The following is a 23,973-nucleotide window of genomic DNA, read 5'->3' as shown; positions in this document are numbered from 1 at the left end:
GAGTTAAGCTCAAGTCTGGTGTATGGGAGGAGGTAGGAAGGGTGGCGTATCCTGTTGATTGATCACGACCAAGATCTCAACCAACACGAGTGGATACGCCATGGCCGATTCTACCCTCCGGACTCTTTCACAACCAGAACCCCAGGTCGCTGACCCGCTGCACGAGCTGCTGCGCCAAGGTGCCCGTGACCTGATCGCCAAGGCCGTCGAGGCCGAGTTGGCCACCTTTCTGGCGCAGTATGCCGATCAGCGGCTCGACGATGGACGCCAGGCCGTGGTCCGCAACGGCTACCTGCCCGAGCGCACGGTCCAGACCGGGATCGGGGATGTCAGCGTGCAGGTGCCCAAGGTGCGTGACCGCAGTGGCGGTGGCGCTCGCTTCAACAGCAGCCTGCTGCCGCCCTATCTGAAGCGAGCCCGCAGCATCGAGGAGTTGATCCCTTGGCTCTACCTGAAGGGGATCTCCACTGGCGACTACCAGGAGGCGCTGGCGGCACTGCTGGGCGACCAGGCCAAGGGTCTGTCGGCCAACACTGTGTCACGGCTCAAGAAGCAGTGGGAGGACGAGCATACCGAGTGGCGAAAGCGGGACCTGTCAGACCGTCGCTACGTCTACTGGTGGGCCGACGGGGTGTACAGCAACGTGCGCATGGATGACCGCCTGTGCCTGCTGGTGATCATCGGGGTCACCGAGCAGGGCCGCAAGGAGTTGGTGGCCGTCGAGGACGGCTTCCGCGAGTCGGCGGACAGCTGGAAGACCCTGCTGACAGGCCTGCGAGAACGCGGCCTGACCCAGGCTCCCAAGCTGGCGGTGGGCGACGGCGCCATGGGGTTCTGGGCGGCCCTGAGCAAGATTTACCCGGAGACCGACCATCAGCGCTGCTGGGTTCACAAGACGGCTAACGTGCTGAACAAGCTGCCAAAGTCAGTACAGCCCAAGGTCAAGGCCGACCTGCATGACATCTGGATGGCCGAGACCCGCGACGAGGCGCACAAGGCCTTCGATCGCACGCTGAAACGCTTCGAGGCCAAGTACCCCAAGGCGATGGCGTGCCTGGCCAAGGATCGGGAGGAACTGCTGGCGTTCTACGACTACCCGGCAGAGCACTGGGTGCATATCCGCACCACCAACCCGATTGAGTCGACCTTCGCCACGGTCCGCCTGCGGAGCAAGCGCAGCCGGAACTGCGGCTCCAGAGCGACGACCCTGGCGATGGTCTTCAAGCTGCTCCAGAGCGCCGAGAAGCGCTGGAAGCGCATCAAGGGGTTCAGCAAGCTGGAACTGGTCGTGAACAACGTCCGGTTCCAGGATGGAGAGCAAGTAACCGATCAGTCAGACAGGACTGCCGCCTGACCGCCATCCACCAGATTTGACTATAACTCTGCTAATCACTGTACTTTCAAAGCCCGCTAACAGCCTGGTGGTTCTACGCGCTGCCGCAATAACACCAGCTGATGTCAGCCCTGTCCAATGGATGTGCCCAGTTTTTTTCTATTGTTGTTTCGCCTGCTTGCGTAAGAGGTCGCCGACATCGAGCCAGCCGTAAGCTCGGAATATATCGGCTACGCCCATGGATTTGCTGTTCTCACAGGACAACAGTAAAAGGTGATGGCCATCCTGCCGCGGCGGGGGTGCTGAACAGATGGCGAATGGGATCTGCGCAGCCTCCATCCGCTTCATAAACGCTTCGTTCATTGTGTGGTGCTCTGGCTCGCAAAAGATGTCGAAGGCGCTGAGAATAACTTGGGCGACCTCGGTGTTCAGTTCATGCCTGGTCAAGGGAGCTTTTATGCGCAGCTCAGGATCGAAGAAGCCAGCAATCAGACAAGCTGCAGCGAAGTGATGGGCGCCACCCTGGTTGTTTAGATGGCCGCCAACTGAAACCTTCTACTGACTCTTCAGCGCCAGAACCGCCATGGAAGCGGAGTTCATGCCAGTTGAGCAAAGGTTCGATGCTGGCACGGTTGTTGTGAACCAATTCGCGACATTCGCCGATAGCATAGGAGTCGAGAGTGGCGTAGCCGACGAGATCGACTTTCCCAGACGCCAGGGAGATGATGTCTCTGATCGAGCAGCTGAAGTTGTCATCGTAGGTGGTCGATGTGAGTCCAGCGGCCGCTGGATAAGGCAAGCGCTGACATTGCAGCCCCGTTCGCCCTGGCCGCCAGTAGGCAATATCGCCCCCTAAGCAAAGCGGCCATCGGTGCCATTGGATGATGCCGAGTTCGCTGGCGCTAGCTGCTGGGAGCGTTACCCGGGCCGCTAAGTGTGAAAATTCAATAGCGTGCTGCACGGCTGCTGGGCTGGCCCAGCGAGCATGGCGCAGCCAGCGGACCAGTAATGTGGTCGCCAGCATAATATGTTCCCCCAAACCCTAACCGTTACGGTCACCCTCGGCTCTATCTTGGAGTGACATTCTGATTTTATTCTGGAGCCCAGGTGATAATGTTTCAGCGTCAACAAAGGCTTGTGGGATTCGATCGGCCCACGACCAGGAAAAGTATCGGCATTTTGGCGCTTTTCTTGATTGGCACTGCTCTAATCACGGGGATGATTCTTCGACAGGCCACTGCATTTTCCTCTGGTGTTTTGCACGCTAAGGAAGGCCGGTATTCGCTCATGCTTGAGGTGGCATCTACCTCGCGCCAGCGTCGCAATGGCCTAATGGAGCGTGACTCACTGGCTCCCGATGCTGGCATGCTCTTCGTCTATAATGAGGAGCAGACAACCGATCATGCTTTCTGGATGTACCAAACTCGTATACCGCTTGATATTGCCTTCCTCGACCATGACGGAGAGATCCAGTCGATCACCAGCATGGCCCCCTGCACGAGAGAAAAAGAAGCCTGTCCGCGTTATCCAGCTGGCACGCGCTTCTGGATGGCCCTGGAGGTAAACGCTGGCTACTTCAATGAGCATGGTATAGCCGCTGGAGATCGCCTAGAGGTCGACCCTTTACAGCACCCCCTCCTCTTAAAACCTGTTCTACTGCAGGAATGAGAGAGAAGCACGTTAATGAGCACACCCGTTTTTTCACCTCAATCGGGGCCAATCTAGTTGGCGGAACAACTGCTCCTGTACTGTCAGCCATGCCACCTTTAAGCAGTTTCTACCTCAGCTGTCATTGACGCGTGTAGCGTTACGCGCTACACTTCGAGGGCGTTTCACAACAAGGGAGCAAAGCAATGCGATGATACAGAAGATCAAACACAAAGGGCTTAAACGTCTTTATGAGAAGGGAGAATCCCAAGGAGTACAACCAAACCATGTAGACGATTTAAGAGACATACTTGCTGCACTGGACGCAGCCACTAAGCCAAACGATATGAATTTGCCAGGATTTGATTTTCATAGTTTGAAGGGTGATAGAAAAGGCTTTTTTTCGGTGCATGTAAACGGTAATTGGGTAGTGATATTTACGTTTGATGGGGAAGATGTACACCTTGTTGACTATTTAGACTACCACTAACCCCGGCGTTCCTTGATAACCGGCTCGGTACGGTTATCAAGGGCCACCGAGAAAGATGGCCTCGCAGACGTAGCCATGAATGCAACACCTCAAATATGCGATACACAATTTGTGTAGAGAGAGAGAACTGAAACATGACCATGATGAACCCGCCGCACCCAGGTAGCTTATTGCGCCGTCGGATCGTGCCAGCGCTGGGGCTGAACGTCACTGAATTTTCCAAAAAGTTAGGCATGTCTCGTGCAGCAGTTTCACGCGTATTACATGAGCATGCCGCTATTTCCCCCGATTTGGCCGTTAAGTTAGAGCATGGCGGAATTGGCAATGCCAAGCACTGGCTAACGATGCAGGCAAACTATGAGCTATGGCACGCCGAGCATAAAGAACAGAACCATATTGAAAGATTTGCAGCTGTTTGAATTAGTAAGATATTAATTCGGAAAAACCCAACGTACCGCGACGTTGGGTTTTTTGTATCCAATTAGCCTCGCTAATTGAGACGCAAAAACCCGGCTTATTGCCGGGTATTAAGGTTTAAATATTGGCCATTATGAAAAATCTGCTTACCCATTCATGCGAACGTAGCAGGTAATAGCACCTAATTAGAGGTCGTCTTCTTCCTCTACATATTTGGGCACGCAGTCATTACAAAGCAATAATTGGCGTTTCTGGCAGAACACCACAGCTGTTATATCGTGAACTGCTTCTCGCGCACGTGGCGTCTCATCATCCTTCATGCCTTCGCACTCAATCACGGTGCTACCTCATCGGTTTTTTGTCTGACTAGGATTAACCAGCAGCTTCGCTAAAAGCCCTACTTCTATTAAAACACTAGGCCTGCATTTCGACACCCGTCGACATAGGTGTTATCTATATTCTTTTAACAGGTTAAAAAAACGTCGTATATGGCCGGACTTTTGGTGTTTGATGTTGTGTCATGCCATCTGGATGTAGAGAAACCCGGCTGGCAATTCTTCGCAGCGTGTTACTTCTTATTCACGCGGTGGTAAATTTCTTCCTCTAAGACGAGCTTAAACGCCTCTCCTTCTGCTTCAAATTCATCCCACAAGCATTCTGGCAGCGATGCAGCGTCCAGATCGAGTTGGCCCGGCTGAGCGCCGTATTCTATTTCATTGACGATATGGGGTTCGCGCTGGATAAATAACGTGGCCATAGTGTTGAGCTTTTCGTCTTCACGCTCTTTCTGGTAGAGCCTAATTTCATCTAGCGCCGGGCCTTCTGGCCAGGACTCTTTTCCTTCCATTCGACGTTTTGCCGTGTCAATCAGCTCGCCGAAAGCGCCCAAAGCCCCTGCTGCTGAACGATGCCCGTACTCATCGGCCGCCAAGATCAAGTCTTGCTCTTTATAATCGCGCACAGCCACGCGAAAACGAACGCCATCACAATGCAAGACCGAGTAAGGCATGACACTGCTTTCGGCATCAATCCACTCGGCAATACCTCGTATGGTAGCTTCACGGTCAAAAATGCGTCGCGGGTAATCGTCCCAGCCATCGATAGCGTCTAGAATCATGCTTCCCCCTGTGGGCGCTTAAAAAGTTTACTAAGATAATTTCCAGTCGCTTTTCTATATTCATCTTGGTGTGTAGGTAAAGTACTTCCAACCAAACATGTGAATTTCGATGAATTTTATACAGGCTATACGTTGGATTCCGGTGCAACATTCCCCCTATAACTGCCTTTTACTCCTCAGATAAAACGTACTATTGCAAGTAGACTAGTCCTGGCCAAGGTTCACCCTGGGCCGAGCACCCATTACAGATAAAAAACAGCTTTGGTTGGCACGGGCACAGTAAAGGTCTACTACTGCAAGTGGACTTGTACCGACCAAGGTTCTCCCTATTCCGGGTGCCCATTCGGCATAGGAAACAGCCTAGATTGACACGAGTACAGTAGAAGCCTATTATTTAAGACAAGAATAACCCCCACGCCTCACAGGATTCGTTCTGACTGCGCACCAGGGGGTTAGTTTTTTTAGTGGTAAAAGAATGTATGGGGCTACAACTGCAACCACAACTAAACTTCACAAAACCCGCAAATCCTCTCACGCCCATCTTCGCCACCTTCGCGCCAAGGGTCTCATCACCAAAGGTCAGCAATCACAAGCACTTAATGCCCTTCAGTTTGTCGGGTATTACCGGCTGCTCATTTATACGCGGCCGCTGCAGGATGATCAAAAACGTTTTTATCCGGGTGTAAGGTTTGACGATATTCTTGCGCTTTACGAGTTCGATCGTAGTCTTCGGCTAGTGCTCCTTGACGCTATTGAACAAGTAGAAGTCGCGTTCAGATCCGCCATAGTTAACGCTATGGCCAATGACTTCGGCCCCCACTTCTATCTCAAAACCAAACATTTCAAGGGCATGGAAGCGCACCGCAATTTCATGAAGAACGTCTTGGGATTGAGACTTACCAACCCCATTAAGCACTATTACCACACTTACCATACGCCGCCTTATCCGCCGATCTGGACAATCTTGGAGGAGTTAAGCATTGGCCAAATGTCGCGGTTGCTTGCCAGTCTTGATCGCGAACATCGGAGGCGAGTGGCTACACAGTTTGGCTACGATGAAAAGGTCATTGTGTCGTGGCTCAAAAGCACAACCATGCTGCGTAATAATTGTGCCCACCATAGCAGGGTCTGGAATAATAATGTCGGCGCTGACAGCCCTCAAAGCGCGAATGCTATCCACTCCGAGTTTCCAGGCAACCCTGATCAAGGATTTTTCTTTTCCCGGACCGTCGCGCTCCAAGCACTTTTGAAAGCGATCGATCCATCAACAACTTGGCAGGATCGCTTCAAGACAGTTATGAGAACATTGCCAGTTGCGACGCTCTCAAAAGCCGGCATCACACCTCAGTCAATAGGGATTCCCTTTCAGTGGGAAACACGACCGTTCTGGAACTGAATACAACCCGAAGCTAATTTTCAGAGAGTATCCTGAAACATCTTATTATCCAGGGAAAGGTACGATGTTACGCTGCCTGGGAGTTGCAGAATACGAGGCCTTGGCGAAAGTAGCCGATCGTTTGCGCCTCACTTGGATCGAAGTCCCTGATGAAATCGAGGATAGTTGGGTAAGGCTGAATCGCCAAACGGTTGCCTATCTAAGTGAGTTAGGTGCCACATCCAACTGATTAAGTTTAAACAGTTGCTTGTAATAGGCTCTACCAATGGTCACTAACATTAATGAGTATGAGGCAGAGACTGCCTTTGAACGTTTTGCCCTTGACCGGTATTTACCCCTGACAGCCCAGGCATCAGGAAGCTACATCGATATACGTCCCCTCATTGACGGAGGAAAAAACGTTATACAGAACGGGGCGAGCCACATTCAAGCCAATCGGGAGGACAACCTACGTGCAGCTTTCTTGCCATTGGCGTTTGGAGCAGCCTGGAAGGTGCTCGATCTTACGATCGAGCTTGCGCTGGCGAAACAAGGTATAAAACCCCAGCGGAAAGCCAAGCTCTGGCCAATTAAGGAAAAAGCTCGTATCGTAATGAGCGAGACGCTGAATGGCGCGATCCTAACCGAGGAAACCTGCACCTGGGTGGGAATTCTGACTTGTTACGTGTCTACAATAGAGTATCGCCATAGCCTGATTCATCGACAAGCTCAATTTGTGGAAATCCCCCTCACCTTATCGGGCCATGGTAGAGACGGTATGCCACTTCCACCGCTAGATGAAGCTACGCTTAGAGCCTTAATCGCGTTGTCACAACTCGTTGGGGAAGGGATCATCAGCAACGGGCTGAATCGCCGTCGTCTCGACAACGTGAATTTTCTCTTGAATAGATTATCGTGCTTTGGGGTTAACTCAGTACCGCAAGGCGTCAGGATGAAGCCTATCGAATATTATTGGATGAAACTTCGTCCAGACCCTCATGGCCAATGGGTGGCCCCCTTCTCGATCGTTCATGAGCAGATGCGATGCAGAAGACAGTTAGGACACATTGACGTTCGCATCGACTTACCGGGAGAAAGCGGTCGCCAGCTTGTCGGTCAATACCGCTCACACCGGCGATGCGCCCCAGAGCTGCCATCAGCCAAACGGCCGATAGGCCGATCAATACGCCACCGACCAGGCCAGATAGGCTTGCCCTTGTGTTCACACGTTGTCTCCTTGAGGTGTTCCCGGTTTTGAGGAATGACGCACGGATGCTGGGGGAGCTTCGTCACTGGGAATGCTCATCTGAATCGGTGACTGCCTGTGCAGCGCCTGCCAGGCATCGAACGTGCTCAGGAATATTTCGCCGCTGAGGCTGTGTCGGAATTCGGTCTTCTGCAGTCGATCCATTACCGGCCCCTTGACCTCGCTGAGGTGCAGCTGAACCCCCGCATCACCGAGTCGAGCATTGATCGCTTCCAGGCTGTCCAATGCCGAGGTGTCGATCAGGTTCACCGCCTGGCAGGCGAGGATCAGATGCTGTAGCTGGGGGGAATCAGCGACCAGTGCCAGGACGGTGTCTTCCAGATACCGGGAATTGGCGAAGTACAGACTCTCGTCGATGCGCAGAATTTTCAGGTGCGGGTCGGTCTCGACCCGACGGCGCTCTACATTGCGAAAATGCTCGGTACCTGGAACTCGGCCCACGAGGGCGGCGTGAGGATGACTGGTACGATACAGGTGCAGTATCAGGGACAACCCCACCCCGGCCAGGATGCCACTTTCTACGCCGAAAAACAGGGTGACGAGAATGGTTACCAACATGGCGAAGAAGTCGCCGTGCGAGTATGCCCATGTCCGGCGAATGGCCCCGATATCAACCAGCGATAATAGCGCCACGATGATGGTTGCAGCGAGGGTCGCGATGGGCAGGTAGGCGATCAGTGGTGTCAGGGTCAGGCTGACCAGAGCGATGCCAATGGCGGTAAAGGCTCCCGCCGCCGGCGTTTCGGCACCGGCGTCGAAGTTGACTACGGAACGCGAGAATCCGCCGGTCACCGGCATGCCTCCGGTAAATGATGCTGCCAGGTTCGAGGCACCCAGCCCGATCAATTCCTGGTTGGGGTCGATGCGTTGGCGACGCTTGGCCGCCAGCGTCTGGCCCACCGATACCGACTCGACGAATCCCACGATACCGATCAGGAGCGCACCCACGAACAGCTCACGCCATAGCGATAGATCAGCGCTGGGTAGGGTCAATGGCGGTAGGCTCGCGGGAATATTGCCGACTACCGCCAGTCCCCACTGATCGAGCCCCAGCGCCCAGGTCAGCCCGGTCGTGCCCACCACGGCGACGATAGGTGCCGCTTTTGCTAACAGATCGGCCGGCCGTGCCGCAACACCTACCTTGATCAGTCCCGATTTAAGCCAGCGCCGGGCGCCGTAGAGGAAGGCCAGGGTCGAAAGGCCGACAATCATCGTTGGCCAATGCGTATTGCTCAGATGGGTCCCCATGCTGTGCATCAGTTCAAGCAAGTTGTGGCCCGACGCGGCGATGCCCAATAGGTGTCCGAGCTGGCTGGCCGCGATGAGCAGGGCCGAAGCGGTAATGAAACCCGATATCACGGGATGGCTAAGAAAGTTGGCTACCAAGCCCAGGCGAGCGATTCCCATCAGGAGTAGCATCAGTCCCGACAGCAACGTCAACACCAGCACGGCACTTAAATAAGCCGGGGTTCCCTGGCTTGCTACCTGACCGGCCGACGCCGCGGTCATCAGTGACACGACGGCAACAGGCCCCACCGAAAGCGTACGACTGGTGCCGAATACCGCATAGATCAGCAAGGGCGCGATACTGGCATAGAGACCCACCTGAGACGGCAGCCCCGCCAGTAGGGCGTAGGCCAGCGACTGCGGAATCAGCATGACGGTGACGATCAGCGCTGCCAGCAAGTCGCTGGTCAACACGTCGCGCCCATAGTGGGGTAGCCATTGGGCTATGGGAAAGTAACGTTTCAGGCCGTTCACCAGTTCATCCAGTGTTATCGCTTACCCACCTGCTGTTCGAGGCTGCCGCGCAAAGGCGTCAGGTCATAGCCTGCAGCGTCGGCGGCGTCCATGAGCTCCGACACGGGACGATGCGGCGCTTGCGAATAGGCCCAAAGGTGGGCGACACGCTTGCCGGTCCGGCAGAAGCCAAGTATCGGTGCGGGAGAGGACTGCAGCGTCTCGGCAAACGCCTCAATATCTGCCTGGGAATATTCGCTGGGCTTAACCGGTATTTCATGCCTGACTATACTGAGAGACTCTGCTTTATCCTTGAGCACTTGCATGTTCGGCTGGTCCTCACTTTCACCGCGTGGGCGGTTAGAAAAGATGGTGCGAAAGCCATGCTCGGCGAGAGCATCGATGTCTTCAAGGCTGGGCTGGGCGGTAACACTCAGGCGTTCGTCGAGCTTTTTAATATTCATAAGACCTCCTGTCGAGTGGTTCAGACGCGATTGATAGGTATCTTGAGATAGACTTGGCCATCAGCCTCGGTGAAAGACACCCGGCCGGCATTCATGTTGACCTGGACCGAGGGCAGGAGCAGCCGAGGCATTGCCAGTGTGGCGTCACGCTCGGTGCGCATCTTCACGAATTCATCTTCACTGATCCCTTCGTGTATGTGGATGTTGTGAGCGGCCTGCTCGGGAACTTATGTGCGCCGGCATCATCTTACCTTGGTAGCAGCATTGGGGGATGCGGTGATGGAGCGTTTCCGCCTGTTTGCACCTCCACTAATGTAAGTTAAAGTAATCCTTTATCTTCCACACGTGAGAGATGCTTTAGCTGTTCTGTAATAAGGATACAGGTGCGATGGCCAATCGGCTTATTGGACTGGCGGTAATACTGCTCGTCGCTCTTCTTCCAGTTGCACAGGGAATTGCTGCGACCTCTTTTGAGGTGAAAACCATGGTCGAGGCCTCTGTCATGTTGCCAGACACCCAGGCGCTGCATGACTGCGCCCGGCTCAATGCCCAGGGCAGCTGTAATAGCCCGTGTTCAACTGCCCATGTCGGGAAATCTGCACTTACGGATTCGGTATTGCTGTTATCTTCCTTCTGCCCGAAGGGCTATTCTTCTCATTTCGGCCGTGTGCTATCAGGGCCAGACCCCTTTCCTCCCAAGTAATTCAACGGTGCCCTGAACCTTCGATCACCCAGGGTTTCGCTTCGAGCGTCTGTTGTTCGACCTTGTGCGGTATGTCACCGTAGGCAGCTTTTGCTGGTGGTTTTATCGACTGATGAATACATGAAAATGGGAACGTATCTGTGATTTCATTCTATCTGGAATACCCGGTGCGCGGCATGACCGTGCTCTGCCATAAGTTTTCGATTGCACTTTTTTTGAGTTTATACGCTGCCTTGGCGTCGGCGTCACCACCAATGGGCCCGGGAATCAACGCACTGCAGGAGAGAATCGGTTTTACGGTGACCGAACGCTTCTCCACGCCAGCCGAGGGCGTGACCGGCTATGTTGTAAAGACCGGCGACGGGAAAACCGGAATCCTCTATGGTCTCGGTGACCTCACTTTTTCCGGCGCACTTCTGGAGAGTGATGGCAACGATCTGACCCGCGAATATTCCGCCCGTTATATACCGAAGCCGACGTATGCGTCGGTTGCCGAGCAGCTCTCCCGGGACCCCCATCTGGTGAGCGAGGGCGGTAAAGATGCCCCTGAGGTCTATATCTTCGCGGATCCCAACTGCATTTTTTGCCACAAATTCTGGCAGCAAACCAGGGATTGGGTTGCGGAGGGGAAAGTCAGGTTGCACTGGGTCATGGTCGGGTTTCTCAAACCGTCCAGCCTGGGGCTTTCTGCAGCAATCATGAACGCAGAGGATCGAGCCGCGGCGCTCCAGGTGTTTGAGGAAAACTTCGGAAAAAGCGGTGACGGCCGCGGCATTTCTGAACTCACTCCGATCCCGGCCGACCTTCAACAGGCCCTCGAACAACACGGTCAGTGGATGGCCGAGGCGGGTTTCAGCGGGACGCCAGGGCTGCTGTTCAAGGACACGAGCGGACAATGGCGGGGCCAGGCTGGTGTGCCCAGTCAGGAAACGCTTGGCAGGATGCTGGGAGTCACGGCGTAATGGATCAGCTGCCCTCATTACTCATTGCCGGCCAGATCATGATGGCGGTTATGGCAGGTCTACTGCTGAACCTGACGCCCTGCGTGCTGCCCGCGATCCCCATCAAGGTCCGGATCATCCTGCGGGAGGCGGGCGGCCAGAGGTCCCATCGGGTGCTGGCCGCGTTGGCATTCACGGCCGGAACACTCACCTTTTTCCTGACGCTGGGCGGCCTGACCGCACTGCTGCAGTGGAGCTGGGGCACGTTGTTCCAGTCAACGCTATTCGTGGCCGTCCTGGTTGCGTTAATGGTCGGGTTTGCGGTGATTACCTGGCTCGATCTGCCCATCCCCGTCCCGACATTCGCCGCCTCGGCGCATGGCCGGCGTTACTTTGAAGCCTATGTATCCGGGCTGTTGAGTGCGATCCTGGCCGCGCCCTGCGCAGGCCCTTTCCTGGGGGGCGTACTGGCCTTTGCCGTTACCCAGCCGGCGCCGGTCATCATGGGGATATTTGGCAGTATCGGGCTGGGGCTGTCACTACCCTACGCGGTATTGATGCTCAGGCCCGAGTGGCTGAGCCGTTTGCCCAAGGCGGGCCCCTGGACCGTAGCCATTCGTGAAGTGCTCGCGCTGATATTGCTGGCCGCCGCCGTGTTTTTCAGTGCGAGCCTGGTGCCCAAAGCGGTATACCCCTGGCTGTGGTGGGCCTGGCTGGCGCTGGTGCTGGTCTGGGGTCTCCGCCGTTTCGTTCAGGGGAACGGTGCCGTGCGCGTGATCACTGCAACTACGACAGGCCTTGCCCTTGCCGTGACAGTGGTATTCGCATCTCCGTTGGGCAGCGGCGAAGACGAACTTGTCTGGCAACCCTACTCAGCAGAACTCCTGGCAGAAACAAAAGCCCGTGGCACGCCGTATTTGCTGGAGTTCACTGCCGACTGGTGCATCAACTGCAAGGTCCTGGAGCGCACCGTGTATAAAGAGCCCGCTGTGGCCGAAGCCGTGGAGCGGGCCGGCATGGTGCCGATTCAGGTGGACGTGACAGCAAGCGATCCCGAAAAAGACGCATTGTTAACCGCGACGGGTGGGCAGGCCTTGCCCTTTGCAGCGGTTTTTGCCGGTGACGGCGCCGTTGTCGCCCGTTTCACGGGACTCTTTGACACCGATAGCCTGGTCGAGGCGATCAACCGCACCGAGAATTCACAACCCTAGATACTGGAGATGAACCATGACAACCCGACCCAAAGTATTGCTGACCGGCGTAGCGGTTTTTCTGATCGCGATCGCGGCGTTCATGTTGATCGGTACCAATTCCGGAAACGCTCCTGGCTCAGCCCAGCCTGAACAAGCCAGTTCTGACCCCCAGGCGCCAGTTGCCCGCACGGGGTTGGCAGATTCTTCCGATAAGGTCCGCCTCAATCTTGCGGAAGGCGGCAAAGCCCTGGTAGGGGAGACCGGTGAAATTGTTCTGACACTGGACATTGAACCGGGCTGGCACGTGAACGCCAATCCGGCCTCCATGGAGTTCCTGATTCCCACCGTCGCCAGTTCCTCGGTCAACGGCCAGTCGCTTGACATCCCGACCCAGTACCCCCGCGGCAGGGTCAGTGACATCACACTGGGTGACACCGCCCTGGAGGTGTACGACGACGGTGCGAGTATCCGGCTGCTGCCAGACGAAAAACAGACCGCCGCGCTGAAAGAGGCAGGCAAGCTAGACATGACGGTACGGGTACAGGCCTGCAGTGACGAGGGCGTTTGCCTGGCACCAGCTGACCTGCCCGTTGCACTGAATCTGGACGAAACCAAGCCACAATAAACCGGGACTCCCTTCGGAAAACAACTCAAATGGAGAATGACTGTGAACAGTGTATTCAGAGTATTGCTGATTGCCATGGTTGCCCTGGTCAGCACCAATGCCATGGCCCACTCCATGGAAGATGTGGAGGCCTCATTGAACGAGAAAGAGCGATATGCCCAGTTCGTGGATCAGCCGGCCCCTGCGTTTGATCTTACAGGCGTTGATGGCAATACCCTTTCCCTCGACTACTTAAACGGCAAAACCGTCGTGCTCAATTTTCTCTACACGCGCTGTACCGACGCCTGCCCTTTGCATATGAACCTGATACGGCAGTTGCAAACCGGGGTTGAAGAAGAAGGACTGAGTGAAGAGGTGGTGTTCATCACCATTGCCACTGATCGCGAGGATATTGCCGGGACCCGGGACAACATGCGCGCGTATGGCGACAATTTCGACCTGAACCCCGATAATTGGCACTTTCTGTACCGGGGCGAAGGTGAACCGTCCGGGTTGACGTCAGAGCTCGCCAAGGCCTACGGCGTTCAGTTCAGGGATACGGGTGAGGGTGTACAGGTCCATGGCGTGGTAACCCACGTGATTGACCCGGAAGGTCAGATGCGGGCCCGGTTCCATGGATTGAAATTCAAGCCTGAACACCTGGTGACCTACCTGAAAGCCATTGCCAAAGGCCCCAACGCGGCAGCCGATGATGGGTTCTGGGGCCGACTGCACAGGCGAATTGAAGAGCTGTTACAGAGCGAGTAACGCGTGGGGCACCATGCCGGCAGCAAACCGACCACTGTAATCAGAAGAAATGTCTAATGAGTCACCAGCGCATATCCGCCGCCCGGAGAATCGCCGTAGTCCTTTTCGCGCTTGCTATTTCCATAGCCGCTCCAGTTATGGCTGCAGGGAAAGTTCCGAAGTCCGTGGGGCCCCAGGGGTTCCTGATCTGGGAGCCCCCTCGCACTCTGCCCGAGCTGGCTTTTGAAGATGAAGACGGCAGGCCGCTGACACTGGCTGACTTTAAGGGTAAGGCGATATTGCTCAATATCTGGGCCACCTGGTGCCTGCCTTGCCGTGAGGAAATGCCGACGCTGGACTCACTTCAGGCTCAACTGGGCGGCGAGCAATTTGAAGTGGTCGCGCTGTCCGTTGACCACTCAGGCATCAGCGTTGTTGAAAAATTCTACCGGAAAACCGGCATCCAACATCTTCGCCGCTATATTGATCCGTCCACACTGGCGACCTCAACACTGGGCATAGAAGGTGTTCCTACAACGCTTCTGATTGATCACGACGGTCGCGAAATTGGCCGTCTGGTCGGTGCCGCAGAATGGGACAGCCCGGCCATGGTGGATTTGATGACCCGTGCGATCTCCGAGGTTCCGGACTGACCGCGGGCCACGCCGACTGGACCAGGGGTCACCTAATATTTCAATATAGCAATAGGTATTGAGATATTGAAATGAAAGAAGCAGAAGCTGTTAGGGCGTTTGGGGCGATGTCTCAAGAAACACGACTTCGCATCGTTAGGCTACTGGTGGTGAAAGGAGCCAATGGATTACCGGCTGGTGAGATAGGAGACGCGCTAGGTGGTGTCTCATCATCGCGACTCTCTTTTCATCTCAACCATCTAGAACACGCAGGCCTTTTAGAAAAACGACGCCAGGGTCGTTCAATAATTTACAGTGCTATTTTTCCTGTACTTGCTGATCTCGTAGCGTTTCTGATGCACGACTGCTGCGATGGGCACTGTGCTTATTGCGACAAAGCCATCGAGTTGTTCGCGCAGTGTGAAGGTCGCCCAACCTCACCGGGCACGGTGGACTCCAAGATATGATCAGATTCATCTATTTTGTGGAGTCTAATCTTGTTTGGTTTGTTATCACTTTAGCTGGTTTGGTCTTAGTATTCCCAGGGTTAGGAACGCACCTAGAGCCCTTTATCGGTCCACTGCTCGCGCTGCTGATGCTTGTCATCAGTCTTACCTTCGACGCACATGCCGTTCGAGTGGTCTTTCGCAAACCTTCAAGGCAATTTTTAGCACTAGGTCTGGTCTATGGTCCGATGTCGATTGCCGGTTTTCTGACTGGCCGTTTATTTTTCGGGAACGGACCTCTTGCAGCAGGTCAAACGTTGCTTGGCACATTGCCGACAGATGTTTCGTCTCCGCTGCTGGTATTAATGGCGCGGGGGAATGTTGCCTTAGCAGCCGTTTTTAATGCGGTCAATACAGCACTATCGCCATTCATTGTTCCATTCCTTTTTTTATGGCTGACTGGAATACAGCTGGAAGTTCCTCTCGGGGCAATCATCTTTGAATTAGCCTTGATCGTTCTCGTTCCCACTGTTGTTGGAGTGAGCTTACGCACAGGATTTCCAGATTTTTTTGCACGCCATGATTCAACGTACGCGGGAATTGGATCAATCATATATCTTCTGATACTACTGGCTGTAGTAGGCCCAAACGCAGAAACTATCATTGGTTATGGCTGGTACGCTTTTTTGATTGCTGGAGCAGCCCTGAGTCTTAATCTGATTGGCTACCTGATAGGAATGTCCTCACGGTTGCTAACCTCTGACCGGAAAGAAGTGATTACCTATCTCTTCACCGTGAGCAAAAAAGAATTTAGCATTGCTGCTGCTTTTGTCGCCGCATCTGGCTTACCTTCAGAAATTGCGATTCCTGCCGCATTCTTTGCAGTGATACAAATGATCACTTCACCCATTGCCGCTAAGATCCTTGCACGGCACGGCTTACTACGATTCCGAGCGAACAATCGGCACTAAGGATCTCGGTATTGCTTCAGCGCCGAATTACCAACGAACTACTGGCAACAGTTGATGCAGCCTTTTCAACGAAACAGGAGATGATGAGGTGCTTGCTCCATCTGCCGACTACTCAGGCTCTGTGTTGTCGAAAAGATCTGCCAGGAAGCGGATTTTCAACATCTGCGCAAGTATATTGATTCGCCCACACTGGTCACCCCAATACTTGGCATAAATGCCTCAGGCTACTGCTGCATGCTTTCTTCACTGAGCCCTTCGAGAACCCTACAGGCTCCAATGTCCCGATCATCGTTACAACTCGCTCGCAGCGACACAAGTTGTTTCTCCAGTACCTGCAGATCGGTTATCTGAGACCGTACTTGAGCGATGTGATCATCAAGCAAGGTGTTGATGGCCCTGCAAGGCTGATGGGGCGCGCCCTGATAACGCTGTAACTCGTGAATTTCAGCGAGTGACAGCTCAAGTATTCTGCAGCGCCGGATAAAAGCCAGTCGCTCAACATGCCGTTCGGTGTAAATACGGTAGCCGTTGTCCTGCCGCTCCGGCGGCGGTAACAAGCCCTCTCGCTCATAGAAACGGATGGTCTGGGTGTCGACCCCTACGGACCGTGCCAACTGACCAATGCGCATCGGGTTTCTCCTCAACAAATGGTATCTGTTCTATTGACCTTATAGTGGCTATATAGTTTTAAATCATAATCCGACAATACTCAAGTGGAGCCGTACCATGAGTAAATCCTGTGAAGACGCCTGTGGCTGCGACGCAACACCCGCCGAGGGTAATACCGGGTCGGAGGCCTCTGAAGCGTCCGGCAACTGGATCAGTGTGTATACCGTACCGAAGATGGATTGTCCTTCGGAGGAACGGATGATTCGACTGGCCCTGAATGGTTTTGAAGACATTCGCGGGCTGTCCTTTGAGCTGTCTGATCGGCGGTTGAAGGTTGTGCACGATGGCGAGGCTGAGCCTATCACCGCGAAGCTGGCGACCCTCGGGCTGGGAGCTTCGCTTCAGGAAACGGCCGCTGCCGACCCTGAGTCAATTAAGGCGGTCGGGGATACGGCTATCTCTGCCGAGCAGGAGTCCGGCACCCTGCGTTGGTTGCTCGGTATCAATGCCGTCCTGTTTGTGGTGGAAATGACAGCCGGCCTGATCGCGCACTCCACCGGTTTGATTGCAGAATCCCTGGACAATTTTGCCGACGCGGCCGTGTATGGGCTCGCGCTGTATGCGGTTGGGCATAGCGTGAAAATGCAGGTGCGTGCCGCACACATTGCAGGCGTACTTCAACTGATTCTGGCTGTGGGCGTACTCGCAGAGGTAGTCAGGCGCTTTGTCTTCGGCAGTGAGCCTGAGTCGCTGGTAATGATGGGGATTGCGTTCATCGCATTGATCGCCAATACCACCTGTCTGCTGCTGATATCCAAACATCGGGAGGGCGGTGCCCACATGAAGGCGAGCTGGATATTCTCAGCCAACGATGTGGTCATCAATCTGGGGGTCATTACCGCTGGCGCCCTGGTCGCATGGACTGGCTCCAATTATCCGGACCTGATCATCGGCAGCATCGCGGGGATTATCGTACTCAACGGTGCCAGGCGCATCCTGGCGCTTAAGGGTTAAACAATGTCCATCGTTACCAAAAAACTCTTGCCGTATAGCCTGCTGGCGATTTCGGGCCTGATTGCGGCGTCTGATCAGGTTGTAAAATGGCTGGTCCAGCAGTCAATGGCGTATGGCGAATCGATTCCGGTGACCCCGTTCTTTAACTGGGTTCATGTCTGGAACACCGGCGCCGCATTCAGCCTGTTTGCCGATGGCGGAGGTTGGCAGCGATACTTTCTTATCACAGTCGCGGTAGTTGTCTCGATTGTACTGATCGGGCTGATTCTTCAGTGCCGCCGCAGGGGAGAAGCCATCGCGTACAGCCTTATTCTTGGCGGTGCCATGGGCAACCTGATTGACCGGATATTTCGTGGCTATGTTGTGGATTCCTTTGATGTCTATTGGCAATCCTGGCACTGGCCAGCCTTTAACCTTGCCGATATCGCCATTGTGCTGGGCACCGTGCTTTTCCTCTATGTCAGTTTTATACCCGAAAGATCGGGCACGAACGTCGAGCTCGATGGATCAGGCTAAAAAACATCTGACAAACGCCTTGACCTTAAAGTTGACTTTAAAGATACCGTCTGTACTGACAAACCGAGAACGACAGCCAAAGCAAAGGAGAATGAAACGATGACATTGCAACTTGGAGAAACCGCTCCCGATTTCACCGTCGCATCCACCGAGGGAAACATTCAGTTTCATGAGTGGCTGGGAGACGACTGGGCCGTGCTGTTTTCACACCCCGCCGACTACACACCTGTCTGTACCACTGAGCTCGGTGCCTTCGCCAAGCGTAAGGACGAGTTCGCCAGTCGAGGCGTGAAGCTGATCGGGGTCTCCGTCGACCCGCTCGACTCCCATAACGACTGGGTGAAGGATATCGAGAAAACCCAGGGCACCGGGCTCAATTTTCCTCTTCTGGCAGACAAGGATCAGGTGGTTGCCGACCTGTACGGAATGATCCATCCAAAAGCCGACCCCAAGGTGACTGTTCGAACGGTATTCATTATCGATTCCGCGAAGAAAATCCGTCTGATGCTGACGTATCCCCCCAGCACCGGGCGCAATCTGGACGAGATCCTGCGCGTCATTGATTCGCTCCAGCTGACCGACAACCACAAAGTGGCCACGCCGGTGGACTGGAAGAATGGCGAGGATGTGATCATCGTTCCGTCGCTCTCCAACGAAGAGGCCAAAGAGCGCTTCCCCGAGGGGTGGGATGAGCAGACACCGTACCTGCGCGTTACCCGCCAACCTGGTCGGAAGTAACAGGGGATTCGTCAGCCAGCCGTGCGGCTGGCTGACGAAGCGATACCTGAGAACCCCTCACCGATAGGTTCGGTCATCGCCGAACCCTTAACCGAACACGGCCCCGAAATGCTTACCCTGACAATCCCTGAAGTTGGTCTCTTCGCGTTATTGATTGCACTTTGCCTGTCGCTGCTTCAGGCGACCGTGCCCTTGCTGGGAGCCGCCACCCGGCGCCCGTTGTGGATGGCATTTGCAGAGCCTATGGCATGGGGGCAATTTGTTTTTCTACTGGTTTCTTATGCCAGCCTGACCGCCAGTTTTCTTCTGGATGATTTCAGCGTGGATTATGTGGCCCGTAATTCGAACTCGATGCTGCCCTGGTACTACAAGTTCACCGCCGTCTGGGGCTCTCATGAAGGCTCGGTGCTGTTATGGAGTCTGATTCTCAGTGGCTGGGGCTTTGCCGTCAGTCTGTTTTCCCGCCAGTTGCCACGGGATATGCTGGCACGGGTTCTGGGAGTTCTGGGTGTCGTCAGCGCAGGGTTCCTGCTTTTCATCGTCGTTACGTCCAGCCCCTTTGATCGCCTGTTGCCGGGCATGCCAGCCGATGGTGCCGATCTGAATCCGTTGTTGCAGGATGTTGGCCTGATCATCCATCCGCCGATGCTTTACATGGGGTACGTGGGTTTCTCTGTGGTCTTTGCTTTTGCCATCGCTGCGCTGATCGAGGGGCGTCTCGATGCGGCCTGGACGCGCTGGGTTCGGCCGTGGACCAACATTGCCTGGGCCTTTCTGACCCTCGGCATCGCTCTGGGTAGCTGGTGGGCCTACTATGAACTGGGTTGGGGAGGCTGGTGGTTCTGGGACCCGGTGGAAAATGCATCGCTCCTGCCCTGGCTGAGCGGGACAGCGCTGATACATTCACTGGCGGTCACGGAAAAACGCGGCACGTTCAAGAGCTGGACGGCGCTGCTGGCGATTTTCACGTTCTCACTCTCGTTACTGGGCACCTTCCTGGTGCGCTCAGGGGTACTGACCTCGGTTCATGCCTTTGCCAATGATCCGTCACGGGGGCTCTTCATTCTGGCGTTGCTGGGAATAACGGTCGGCGTCTCGCTGTTGATCTTTGCGCTACGGGCGCCGCGAATGAGCGCCAACGCGGGCTTTAGCTGGCTTTCCCGGGATGCACTGTTGCTGATCAACAATATTTTGCTGGTCATCATGACGATCACGGTCCTGATGGGCACCCTGTACCCCTTGATCCTGGATGCACTCGGGCTGGGCAAAATCAGTATCGGCGCGCCTTACTTTAATAGCCTGTTCGTGCCGCTGACCGTCATGCTTTGTGCCTTTATGGGGCTGGGGCCGGTCTCACGCTGGAAGCAGATGCCCGGTCGGGAGCTGTTCCGGCGACTACTGGGGGCGGGCCTGGCCGCACTGGCGATTGCGGTATCGATACCGTTTCTTTACAACGGCCAGTGGAATGTCGCCGTGGCGCTGGGGATGGTGGCGGCCCTGTGGGTGGTACTGGGGGTGGTGCGCGACCTGTTTGATAAAGTCCAAAATGCATCCTCGGCGCCGGCCGGGTTGCGCAAGTTGACCCTTTCATACTGGGGCATGGTAGCCGGCCATGTGGGCTTGGCCGTCACCATCGTGGGCGTGGTGATGGTGTCGAACTACGCCATGGAGCGTAATGTGCGACTTGGTATCGGTGAGCAGGTTGATCTGGGCGGGTACGCTTTTACACTGACCGAACTGGGCGAGCGTCGGGGACCCAATTTCCTGGCTGACACGGCAACCATCGAGGTTACCCGTGATGGCCGGGTAGTCACCATCATGAATCCTGAGAAGCGCCTGTATATCGCCCGGGGCCAGCCGATGACCGATGTCGCGTTGCATCCTGGCCTGCTTCGGGACCTTTATGTGGCCATGGGTGAGGAGCTGGACGACGGTAGCTGGGCAATGCGCATACAGGTCAAGCCCTTCATACGTTGGCTATGGCTGGGTGCGCTGTTGATGGCCTTCGGGGGCGTCCTGGCCGTAGCAGACCGCCGCTACCGTCGTCGCCGTGCAGTCGCCGCTAATGGGGAATCGATGAGGCCGACGCGCGAGGTCCGCGCATGATACGCCGACTGTTGCTGCTGCTTCCTTTTCTGGTATTCGTTGGCCTGGCCTTCTTTTTGTACCGAGGGCTTTCGCTGGATCCCAGTGCTCGCGAGTCGGCCTTGCGGGGTCAGGCGTTTCCGTCGTTCACGCTCTCAACGCTGGAGGACCCCGGCGCCGAGGTGGATGAATCCCTGCTTCGTGGCCGGATGTCTCTGGTCAATGTCTGGGCCTCCTGGTGCCCGACTTGCAAGGAGGAGATGCCCCAGTTGCTGGCGCTCTCTGAGCGCGGCGTTCAGATGGTAGGCATCAACTATAAAGACGCCCGCGACCTGGGACGACAGTTTCTTGAAGAGTTTGGAAAACCTTTCGAGGTCAACATCTTCGATCCTGCCGGTGACCTGGGTTTCGAGCTTGGCGTGTATGGCGTGCCCGAAACCTTCTTGGTCGACGCAAACGGTATCGTTCGATACAAGCACGTTGGGTATATCACGCCCGCCCAGGTGGATGAAGTCATGGCGGAGGTAGAAAAATGGCACTAACCCTGAAGAGCCGTTGCTGTGTGGTCATCGTGCTTTTGCTGGCTTCGTTCCAGTCGATGGCGGACACGGCAATCGATGCGCGTCATTTCGAGGATCCGGTGATGGCGGAGCGTTATCGCGACCTTACGGCGTCTTTGCGGTGCCCTAAATGTGATGCGCAAGCCATCGACAGTTCCAATTCGCCGGTGGCGGCGGACATGCGGGAGCGGGTAGCGCTGATGCTTCATGAGGGGCGTGCGGATAAGGAGATCCTCGATTTCATGGCTAATCGTTTTGGCGAGTTCGTTCTTTACAATCCGCGCCTTGACGGGCGCACGTGGCTGCTGTGGGCGTTGCCGGCGGCGTTGGTAGTGGGTGGTGGCCTGGTTGTGATTGCGTTTGTCCAGGCACGCAGACACCGGCGAGTTCGGCCGCTATCCGAGGAGGAGCGTACCCGCCTGTCCTCTTTGATTCATCGTCATCGTGAGAGGTCGGAATGACTATGCTCTGGTTAAGTATCGGCACACTGTTGCTTATAGCGCTGTGGTTCCTGAGTCTACCGTTACGGCGAGCAAGGGCGATCCATGACTGGCAGCAAGGGTTTGAAACGGATGACCGCGCGGAGGAGCAGAATCTGGCCGTGTATGAGCGTCGGCTTGCGGCACTGGAAAGCGCCTGCGAGCGCGGCGAGGTTGACGTCGCACGCTTTGAAGAAAGCCGTCACGAGCTTGAACGCAATCTTCTGGAGGACACCGAGGCCCGTCGTCGCGTGCCTCTCAGGAACCCGCTGGCAGGACGTTTTGTAATCCCTCTGGTGATAACGGCATTGATTGCCGCCACCGTAACCGGCTATCGATGGGTGGGCGCCAATGGCGATCTGGCTCTGTATGCCGTGGTGCAGGAGGTTCTTAACTCTCCCGGTGCCTCACCGGAGAACCTGATTGTCCGGCTCGAAGAGCAGGCCGAGAGTCAGCCGGATAATCCCAAGGTCTGGGCTTTGTTGTTCCCGCTGTACCAGAAGGTCGGTCAGCCAGATCGGTCGATTCGCGCCCTGGAGCGATTGATCGAACTGGAAGGCCGCCGAGCCGATCTTCTGGCTCAACTGGCTCAGTTGAAATTCTATGTGGCCGGAGGCAGCCTGACCTATGAAGTTCAGGCGCTGGTAGATGAAACACTCGATAAGGATCCGCGTCAGCCGACAGTGTTGGGCATGCTGGGGGTTGAGGCTTTCGACGATGGCCGCTATGAACAGGCGATCGGTTACTGGCGCCGAGCGTTGGCTGGCTTCGAGGATTCCGCCTCCGCAGAGGCCATTCGTAAAGGTATCGCTGTTGCTGAGCAGCGGCTGGAACAGTCTGCCAATGAAGCTGGCCTTGTTGTTGATTAAAACCCGGACACACTTTCATAAACAGAGTCAGGACGGCCAATGTTTATGCCGACCTCGGCATTCCTAATGCTGATGAAATGCAGGTAAAGGCCCAACTGGCCTCCCAGATCGGCGAAATCATCAAGACCCGCAAATGGAAACAGGGTCAAGCGGCAGAAGTGCTTGGCATGCCTCAGTCCAAGGTACCCAAGATGCTTCGGGGCCAATTCCGAGGCATCAGCGAAGCCAAGATGCTCGAATGCCTGACCCGCATCGGGCTCGATGTACAGATTGTGATCGGTGCTGATAACCACCCTACAACGCCAGGCCGGGTTTCCGACGTCGCCGCCTAGCGTCACCCAGGGTCACAGGACCTGCCGGCGTGGTGCCGGAGATGTGACTTTTGGAGATGACGCGGCTGGGCCTTGAGGCACTGCAGGATGTGACCTTTGGAAGTAACAGGATCCGTACCAGGTCTGAGAACTCGTGTGAACTGTTTTGTCCGGAAGGGAGTTAAGGAATTGGTGCGGCCTGCAGCTTGCGAGGAAGCGGCCCCTTGACGCCCTGGAGGGAGCTCCACCCTAGGGCTAGGGAAGGACTGCTACGGCGGGCCTTCCCCCTTACAGGCAGGCTGCCGGGTCCAGCGCGGCGCCCTGGTCGCCCAAGCGACGCTGTAACAGTCGCGAAGCGTCTGTTGTCGCTGGGCCCAGGGTTTAGTTTGCTCAACGCGGCGGATAACCGGATCTTGAGCATACAAACTGGACAGATGTGGCCGGTGCCGTTCGGTAGTGGTAGCGCCCGCTTACTGATCGGTCTTTAAGCGCAGCAGCTGGACAATCAGCCCATCTGATTCCCATGCCAGTCTTCGATTTGGACTGCAAACAGCTAACCGGGCAAGAGGCTGCACCAGAGCCAAGTCGCGGATCTTCTTCAGGCTGTCAGTTGGGCGTTCAGCCAAGCTAGTACCGTGATCACCTGATGGTAAAACAGTCGCCGGATGCACTTGAAGATTCGTGATTATAGGGCATGCATACTCC

Annotated in this window: 26 protein-coding genes and 3 pseudogenes; 22 read left to right on the top strand and 7 right to left on the bottom strand. The window is 55.4% G+C overall.

The window, feature by feature from the left end:
- Positions 1 to 100: 100 nt before the first annotated feature.
- The gene (locus tag ELY38_RS08690; RefSeq protein WP_113271324.1) at positions 101 to 1,354 is read left to right on the top strand and encodes an IS256 family transposase; all 1,254 of its coding nucleotides are present in this window, start codon (positions 101 to 103) and stop codon (positions 1,352 to 1,354) included.
- Positions 1,355 to 1,492: 138 nt separating this feature from the next.
- On the opposite strand, the pseudogene ELY38_RS19660 reads toward ELY38_RS08690, so the two are convergent.
- Positions 1,493 to 1,858: pseudogene (locus tag ELY38_RS19660) on the bottom strand (DUF6685 family protein); the annotation flags it as partial.
- Between the two features lie 73 nt (positions 1,859 to 1,931).
- Here ELY38_RS19660 and ELY38_RS08685 point away from each other — a divergent pair.
- The 4 genes from ELY38_RS08685 to ELY38_RS08670 all read left to right on the top strand — a co-directional run bounded on the left by ELY38_RS08685 (position 1,932) and on the right by ELY38_RS08670 (position 3,889).
- Positions 1,932 to 2,189, top strand: a complete 258-nt coding sequence (locus ELY38_RS08685) for a hypothetical protein (RefSeq protein ID WP_127061411.1) — start codon at positions 1,932 to 1,934, stop codon at positions 2,187 to 2,189.
- Positions 2,190 to 2,446: 257 nt separating this feature from the next.
- Positions 2,447 to 3,001, top strand: a complete 555-nt coding sequence (locus ELY38_RS08680; protein ID WP_127061409.1) for a DUF192 domain-containing protein — start codon at positions 2,447 to 2,449, stop codon at positions 2,999 to 3,001.
- A gap of 190 nt (positions 3,002 to 3,191) precedes the next feature.
- Positions 3,192 to 3,470, top strand: coding sequence for a type II toxin-antitoxin system RelE/ParE family toxin (locus ELY38_RS08675; protein WP_127061407.1), 279 nt, complete (start codon positions 3,192 to 3,194; stop codon positions 3,468 to 3,470).
- A 134-nt stretch (positions 3,471 to 3,604) separates the two neighbouring features.
- Positions 3,605 to 3,889 carry a HigA family addiction module antitoxin gene (locus tag ELY38_RS08670; RefSeq protein WP_198556051.1) on the top strand — a complete coding sequence of 95 codons (285 nt, stop codon included), beginning with the start codon at positions 3,605 to 3,607 and terminating at the stop codon, positions 3,887 to 3,889.
- Between the two features lie 566 nt (positions 3,890 to 4,455).
- Here the strand turns inward: ELY38_RS08670 and ELY38_RS08665 are convergent.
- Positions 4,456 to 5,004 carry a hypothetical protein gene (locus tag ELY38_RS08665; RefSeq protein WP_127061406.1) on the bottom strand — a complete coding sequence of 183 codons (549 nt, stop codon included), beginning with the start codon at positions 5,002 to 5,004 and terminating at the stop codon, positions 4,456 to 4,458.
- A 475-nt stretch (positions 5,005 to 5,479) separates the two neighbouring features.
- Here ELY38_RS08665 and ELY38_RS08660 point away from each other — a divergent pair, with 475 nt between their 5' ends.
- On the top strand, positions 5,480 to 6,400 hold the full coding sequence (locus tag ELY38_RS08660; RefSeq protein ID WP_127061404.1) for an Abi family protein: 921 nt from the start codon (positions 5,480 to 5,482) through the stop codon (positions 6,398 to 6,400).
- Between the two features lie 1,097 nt (positions 6,401 to 7,497).
- On the opposite strand, the pseudogene ELY38_RS19370 reads toward ELY38_RS08660, so the two are convergent.
- The 4 genes and pseudogenes from ELY38_RS19370 to ELY38_RS19365 form a co-directional block, all read right to left on the bottom strand.
- Positions 7,498 to 7,605: pseudogene (locus ELY38_RS19370) on the bottom strand (YeeE/YedE family protein); the annotation flags it as partial.
- The gene (locus ELY38_RS08650; protein WP_127061403.1) at positions 7,602 to 9,407 is read right to left on the bottom strand and encodes a SulP family inorganic anion transporter; all 1,806 of its coding nucleotides are present in this window, start codon (positions 9,405 to 9,407) and stop codon (positions 7,602 to 7,604) included. The pseudogene ELY38_RS19370 and the gene ELY38_RS08650, both read right to left, overlap by 4 nt.
- A 14-nt stretch (positions 9,408 to 9,421) precedes the next feature.
- On the bottom strand, positions 9,422 to 9,850 hold the full coding sequence (locus tag ELY38_RS08645; RefSeq protein WP_127061401.1) for a protein tyrosine phosphatase family protein: 429 nt from the start codon (positions 9,848 to 9,850) through the stop codon (positions 9,422 to 9,424).
- Positions 9,851 to 9,870: 20 nt separating this feature from the next.
- Positions 9,871 to 10,077: pseudogene (locus ELY38_RS19365) on the bottom strand (MBL fold metallo-hydrolase); the annotation flags it as partial.
- Between the two features lie 257 nt (positions 10,078 to 10,334).
- On the opposite strand from ELY38_RS19365, the gene ELY38_RS08635 reads away from it, so the two are divergent.
- From ELY38_RS08635 to ELY38_RS08600, 8 genes are all read left to right on the top strand, one after another.
- On the top strand, positions 10,335 to 10,553 hold the full coding sequence (locus ELY38_RS08635; protein WP_222845129.1) for a hypothetical protein: 219 nt from the start codon (positions 10,335 to 10,337) through the stop codon (positions 10,551 to 10,553).
- A 140-nt stretch (positions 10,554 to 10,693) separates the two neighbouring features.
- The gene (dsbG, locus tag ELY38_RS08630; RefSeq protein WP_246009102.1) at positions 10,694 to 11,515 is read left to right on the top strand and encodes a thiol:disulfide interchange protein DsbG; all 822 of its coding nucleotides are present in this window, start codon (positions 10,694 to 10,696) and stop codon (positions 11,513 to 11,515) included.
- On the top strand, positions 11,449 to 12,705 hold the full coding sequence (locus tag ELY38_RS08625; RefSeq protein ID WP_222845128.1) for a protein-disulfide reductase DsbD family protein: 1,257 nt from the start codon (positions 11,449 to 11,451) through the stop codon (positions 12,703 to 12,705). Before dsbG ends, ELY38_RS08625 begins: the two co-directional genes overlap by 67 nt.
- A 16-nt stretch (positions 12,706 to 12,721) precedes the next feature.
- Positions 12,722 to 13,312, top strand: a complete 591-nt coding sequence (locus ELY38_RS08620) for a protein-disulfide reductase DsbD domain-containing protein (RefSeq protein ID WP_127061398.1) — start codon at positions 12,722 to 12,724, stop codon at positions 13,310 to 13,312.
- A gap of 42 nt (positions 13,313 to 13,354) precedes the next feature.
- On the top strand, positions 13,355 to 14,059 hold the full coding sequence (locus tag ELY38_RS08615) for an SCO family protein (protein ID WP_127061397.1): 705 nt from the start codon (positions 13,355 to 13,357) through the stop codon (positions 14,057 to 14,059).
- A gap of 137 nt (positions 14,060 to 14,196) precedes the next feature.
- Entirely contained in the window at positions 14,197 to 14,691 is a 495-nt protein-coding gene (locus tag ELY38_RS08610; RefSeq protein ID WP_246009101.1) for a TlpA family protein disulfide reductase, read from the top strand.
- Positions 14,692 to 14,762: 71 nt separating this feature from the next.
- Positions 14,763 to 15,137 carry an ArsR/SmtB family transcription factor gene (locus ELY38_RS19655; RefSeq protein WP_127061394.1) on the top strand — a complete coding sequence of 125 codons (375 nt, stop codon included), beginning with the start codon at positions 14,763 to 14,765 and terminating at the stop codon, positions 15,135 to 15,137.
- Complete coding sequence (locus ELY38_RS08600) at positions 15,134 to 16,087, top strand: bile acid:sodium symporter family protein (protein ID WP_127061392.1); 954 nt, start codon at positions 15,134 to 15,136, stop codon at positions 16,085 to 16,087. Before ELY38_RS19655 ends, ELY38_RS08600 begins: the two co-directional genes overlap by 4 nt.
- Positions 16,088 to 16,311: 224 nt before the next feature.
- Here ELY38_RS08600 and cadR read toward each other — a convergent pair whose 3' ends face one another.
- The gene (gene cadR / locus ELY38_RS08595) at positions 16,312 to 16,716 is read right to left on the bottom strand and encodes a Cd(II)/Pb(II)-responsive transcriptional regulator (protein WP_127061391.1); all 405 of its coding nucleotides are present in this window, start codon (positions 16,714 to 16,716) and stop codon (positions 16,312 to 16,314) included.
- Positions 16,717 to 16,813: 97 nt separating this feature from the next.
- On the opposite strand from cadR, the gene ELY38_RS08590 reads away from it, so the two are divergent.
- From ELY38_RS08590 to ELY38_RS08555, 8 genes are all read left to right on the top strand, one after another.
- Positions 16,814 to 17,710: a cation efflux transmembrane domain-containing protein gene (locus tag ELY38_RS08590; RefSeq protein WP_127061389.1), complete on the top strand. Its 897-nt coding sequence runs from the start codon at positions 16,814 to 16,816 to the stop codon at positions 17,708 to 17,710.
- Positions 17,711 to 17,713: 3 nt separating this feature from the next.
- On the top strand, positions 17,714 to 18,226 hold the full coding sequence (lspA, locus tag ELY38_RS08585) for a signal peptidase II (RefSeq protein ID WP_127061387.1): 513 nt from the start codon (positions 17,714 to 17,716) through the stop codon (positions 18,224 to 18,226).
- A gap of 99 nt (positions 18,227 to 18,325) precedes the next feature.
- Positions 18,326 to 18,964 (top strand): peroxiredoxin, encoded by a 639-nt coding sequence (locus ELY38_RS08580; protein ID WP_127061385.1) that lies wholly within the window; start codon positions 18,326 to 18,328, stop codon positions 18,962 to 18,964.
- 108 nt (positions 18,965 to 19,072) lie between these two features.
- On the top strand, positions 19,073 to 21,070 hold the full coding sequence (locus tag ELY38_RS08575) for a heme lyase CcmF/NrfE family subunit (protein WP_127061414.1): 1,998 nt from the start codon (positions 19,073 to 19,075) through the stop codon (positions 21,068 to 21,070).
- Positions 21,067 to 21,591 (top strand): DsbE family thiol:disulfide interchange protein, encoded by a 525-nt coding sequence (locus ELY38_RS08570; RefSeq protein WP_127061383.1) that lies wholly within the window; start codon positions 21,067 to 21,069, stop codon positions 21,589 to 21,591. The genes ELY38_RS08575 and ELY38_RS08570 overlap by 4 nt, the downstream gene beginning before the upstream one ends.
- Positions 21,582 to 22,070, top strand: coding sequence for a cytochrome c-type biogenesis protein (locus tag ELY38_RS08565; RefSeq protein WP_127061381.1), 489 nt, complete (start codon positions 21,582 to 21,584; stop codon positions 22,068 to 22,070). Before ELY38_RS08570 ends, ELY38_RS08565 begins: the two co-directional genes overlap by 10 nt.
- A complete protein-coding gene (ccmI, locus tag ELY38_RS08560) occupies positions 22,067 to 22,957 on the top strand; it encodes a c-type cytochrome biogenesis protein CcmI (protein WP_127061379.1) in 891 nt (296 codons plus the stop codon). Before ELY38_RS08565 ends, ccmI begins: the two co-directional genes overlap by 4 nt.
- A gap of 17 nt (positions 22,958 to 22,974) precedes the next feature.
- On the top strand, positions 22,975 to 23,289 hold the full coding sequence (locus ELY38_RS08555; RefSeq protein WP_281274326.1) for a helix-turn-helix domain-containing protein: 315 nt from the start codon (positions 22,975 to 22,977) through the stop codon (positions 23,287 to 23,289).
- Positions 23,290 to 23,973: the final 684 nt, after the last annotated feature.

Source organism: Vreelandella nanhaiensis (assembly GCF_003990185.1).
GTDB classification, from domain to species: Bacteria; Pseudomonadota; Gammaproteobacteria; order Pseudomonadales; family Halomonadaceae; genus Vreelandella; species Vreelandella nanhaiensis.
The sequence above is the reverse complement of the archived record's forward strand: the minus strand, read 5'-3'. Positions and strand labels throughout refer to the sequence as shown.

Bases quoted from the DNA above. Each gene is read 5' to 3' on its own strand.
- ELY38_RS08590 (WP_127061389.1), top strand. From the start codon at position 16,814: ATGAGTAAATCCTGTGAAGACGCCTGTGGCTGCGACGCAACACCCGCC.
- ELY38_RS08620 (WP_127061398.1), top strand. From the start codon at position 12,722: ATGACAACCCGACCCAAAGTATTGCTGACCGGCGTAGCGGTTTTTCTG.
- ccmI (WP_127061379.1), top strand. From the start codon at position 22,067: ATGACTATGCTCTGGTTAAGTATCGGCACACTGTTGCTTATAGCGCTG.
- lspA (WP_127061387.1), top strand. From the start codon at position 17,714: ATGTCCATCGTTACCAAAAAACTCTTGCCGTATAGCCTGCTGGCGATT.
- ELY38_RS08625 (WP_222845128.1), top strand. From the start codon at position 11,449: ATGGCGGGGCCAGGCTGGTGTGCCCAGTCAGGAAACGCTTGGCAGGAT.
- ELY38_RS08660 (WP_127061404.1), top strand. From the start codon at position 5,480: ATGTATGGGGCTACAACTGCAACCACAACTAAACTTCACAAAACCCGC.
- ELY38_RS08580 (WP_127061385.1), top strand. From the start codon at position 18,326: ATGACATTGCAACTTGGAGAAACCGCTCCCGATTTCACCGTCGCATCC.
- ELY38_RS08575 (WP_127061414.1), top strand. From the start codon at position 19,073: ATGCTTACCCTGACAATCCCTGAAGTTGGTCTCTTCGCGTTATTGATT.
- ELY38_RS08675 (WP_127061407.1), top strand. From the start codon at position 3,192: ATGATACAGAAGATCAAACACAAAGGGCTTAAACGTCTTTATGAGAAG.
- ELY38_RS19655 (WP_127061394.1), top strand. From the start codon at position 14,763: ATGAAAGAAGCAGAAGCTGTTAGGGCGTTTGGGGCGATGTCTCAAGAA.
- ELY38_RS08645 (WP_127061401.1), bottom strand. From the start codon at position 9,850: ATGAATATTAAAAAGCTCGACGAACGCCTGAGTGTTACCGCCCAGCCC.
- ELY38_RS08690 (WP_113271324.1), top strand. From the start codon at position 101: ATGGCCGATTCTACCCTCCGGACTCTTTCACAACCAGAACCCCAGGTC.
- ELY38_RS08570 (WP_127061383.1), top strand. From the start codon at position 21,067: ATGATACGCCGACTGTTGCTGCTGCTTCCTTTTCTGGTATTCGTTGGC.
- ELY38_RS08610 (WP_246009101.1), top strand. From the start codon at position 14,197: ATGGCTGCAGGGAAAGTTCCGAAGTCCGTGGGGCCCCAGGGGTTCCTG.
- cadR (WP_127061391.1), bottom strand. From the start codon at position 16,716: ATGCGCATTGGTCAGTTGGCACGGTCCGTAGGGGTCGACACCCAGACC.
- ELY38_RS08635 (WP_222845129.1), top strand. From the start codon at position 10,335: ATGGTCGAGGCCTCTGTCATGTTGCCAGACACCCAGGCGCTGCATGAC.
- ELY38_RS08600 (WP_127061392.1), top strand. From the start codon at position 15,134: ATGATCAGATTCATCTATTTTGTGGAGTCTAATCTTGTTTGGTTTGTT.
- ELY38_RS08565 (WP_127061381.1), top strand. From the start codon at position 21,582: ATGGCACTAACCCTGAAGAGCCGTTGCTGTGTGGTCATCGTGCTTTTG.
- ELY38_RS08665 (WP_127061406.1), bottom strand. From the start codon at position 5,004: ATGATTCTAGACGCTATCGATGGCTGGGACGATTACCCGCGACGCATT.
- ELY38_RS08680 (WP_127061409.1), top strand. From the start codon at position 2,447: ATGTTTCAGCGTCAACAAAGGCTTGTGGGATTCGATCGGCCCACGACC.
- ELY38_RS08685 (WP_127061411.1), top strand. From the start codon at position 1,932: ATGCCAGTTGAGCAAAGGTTCGATGCTGGCACGGTTGTTGTGAACCAA.
- ELY38_RS08670 (WP_198556051.1), top strand. From the start codon at position 3,605: ATGACCATGATGAACCCGCCGCACCCAGGTAGCTTATTGCGCCGTCGG.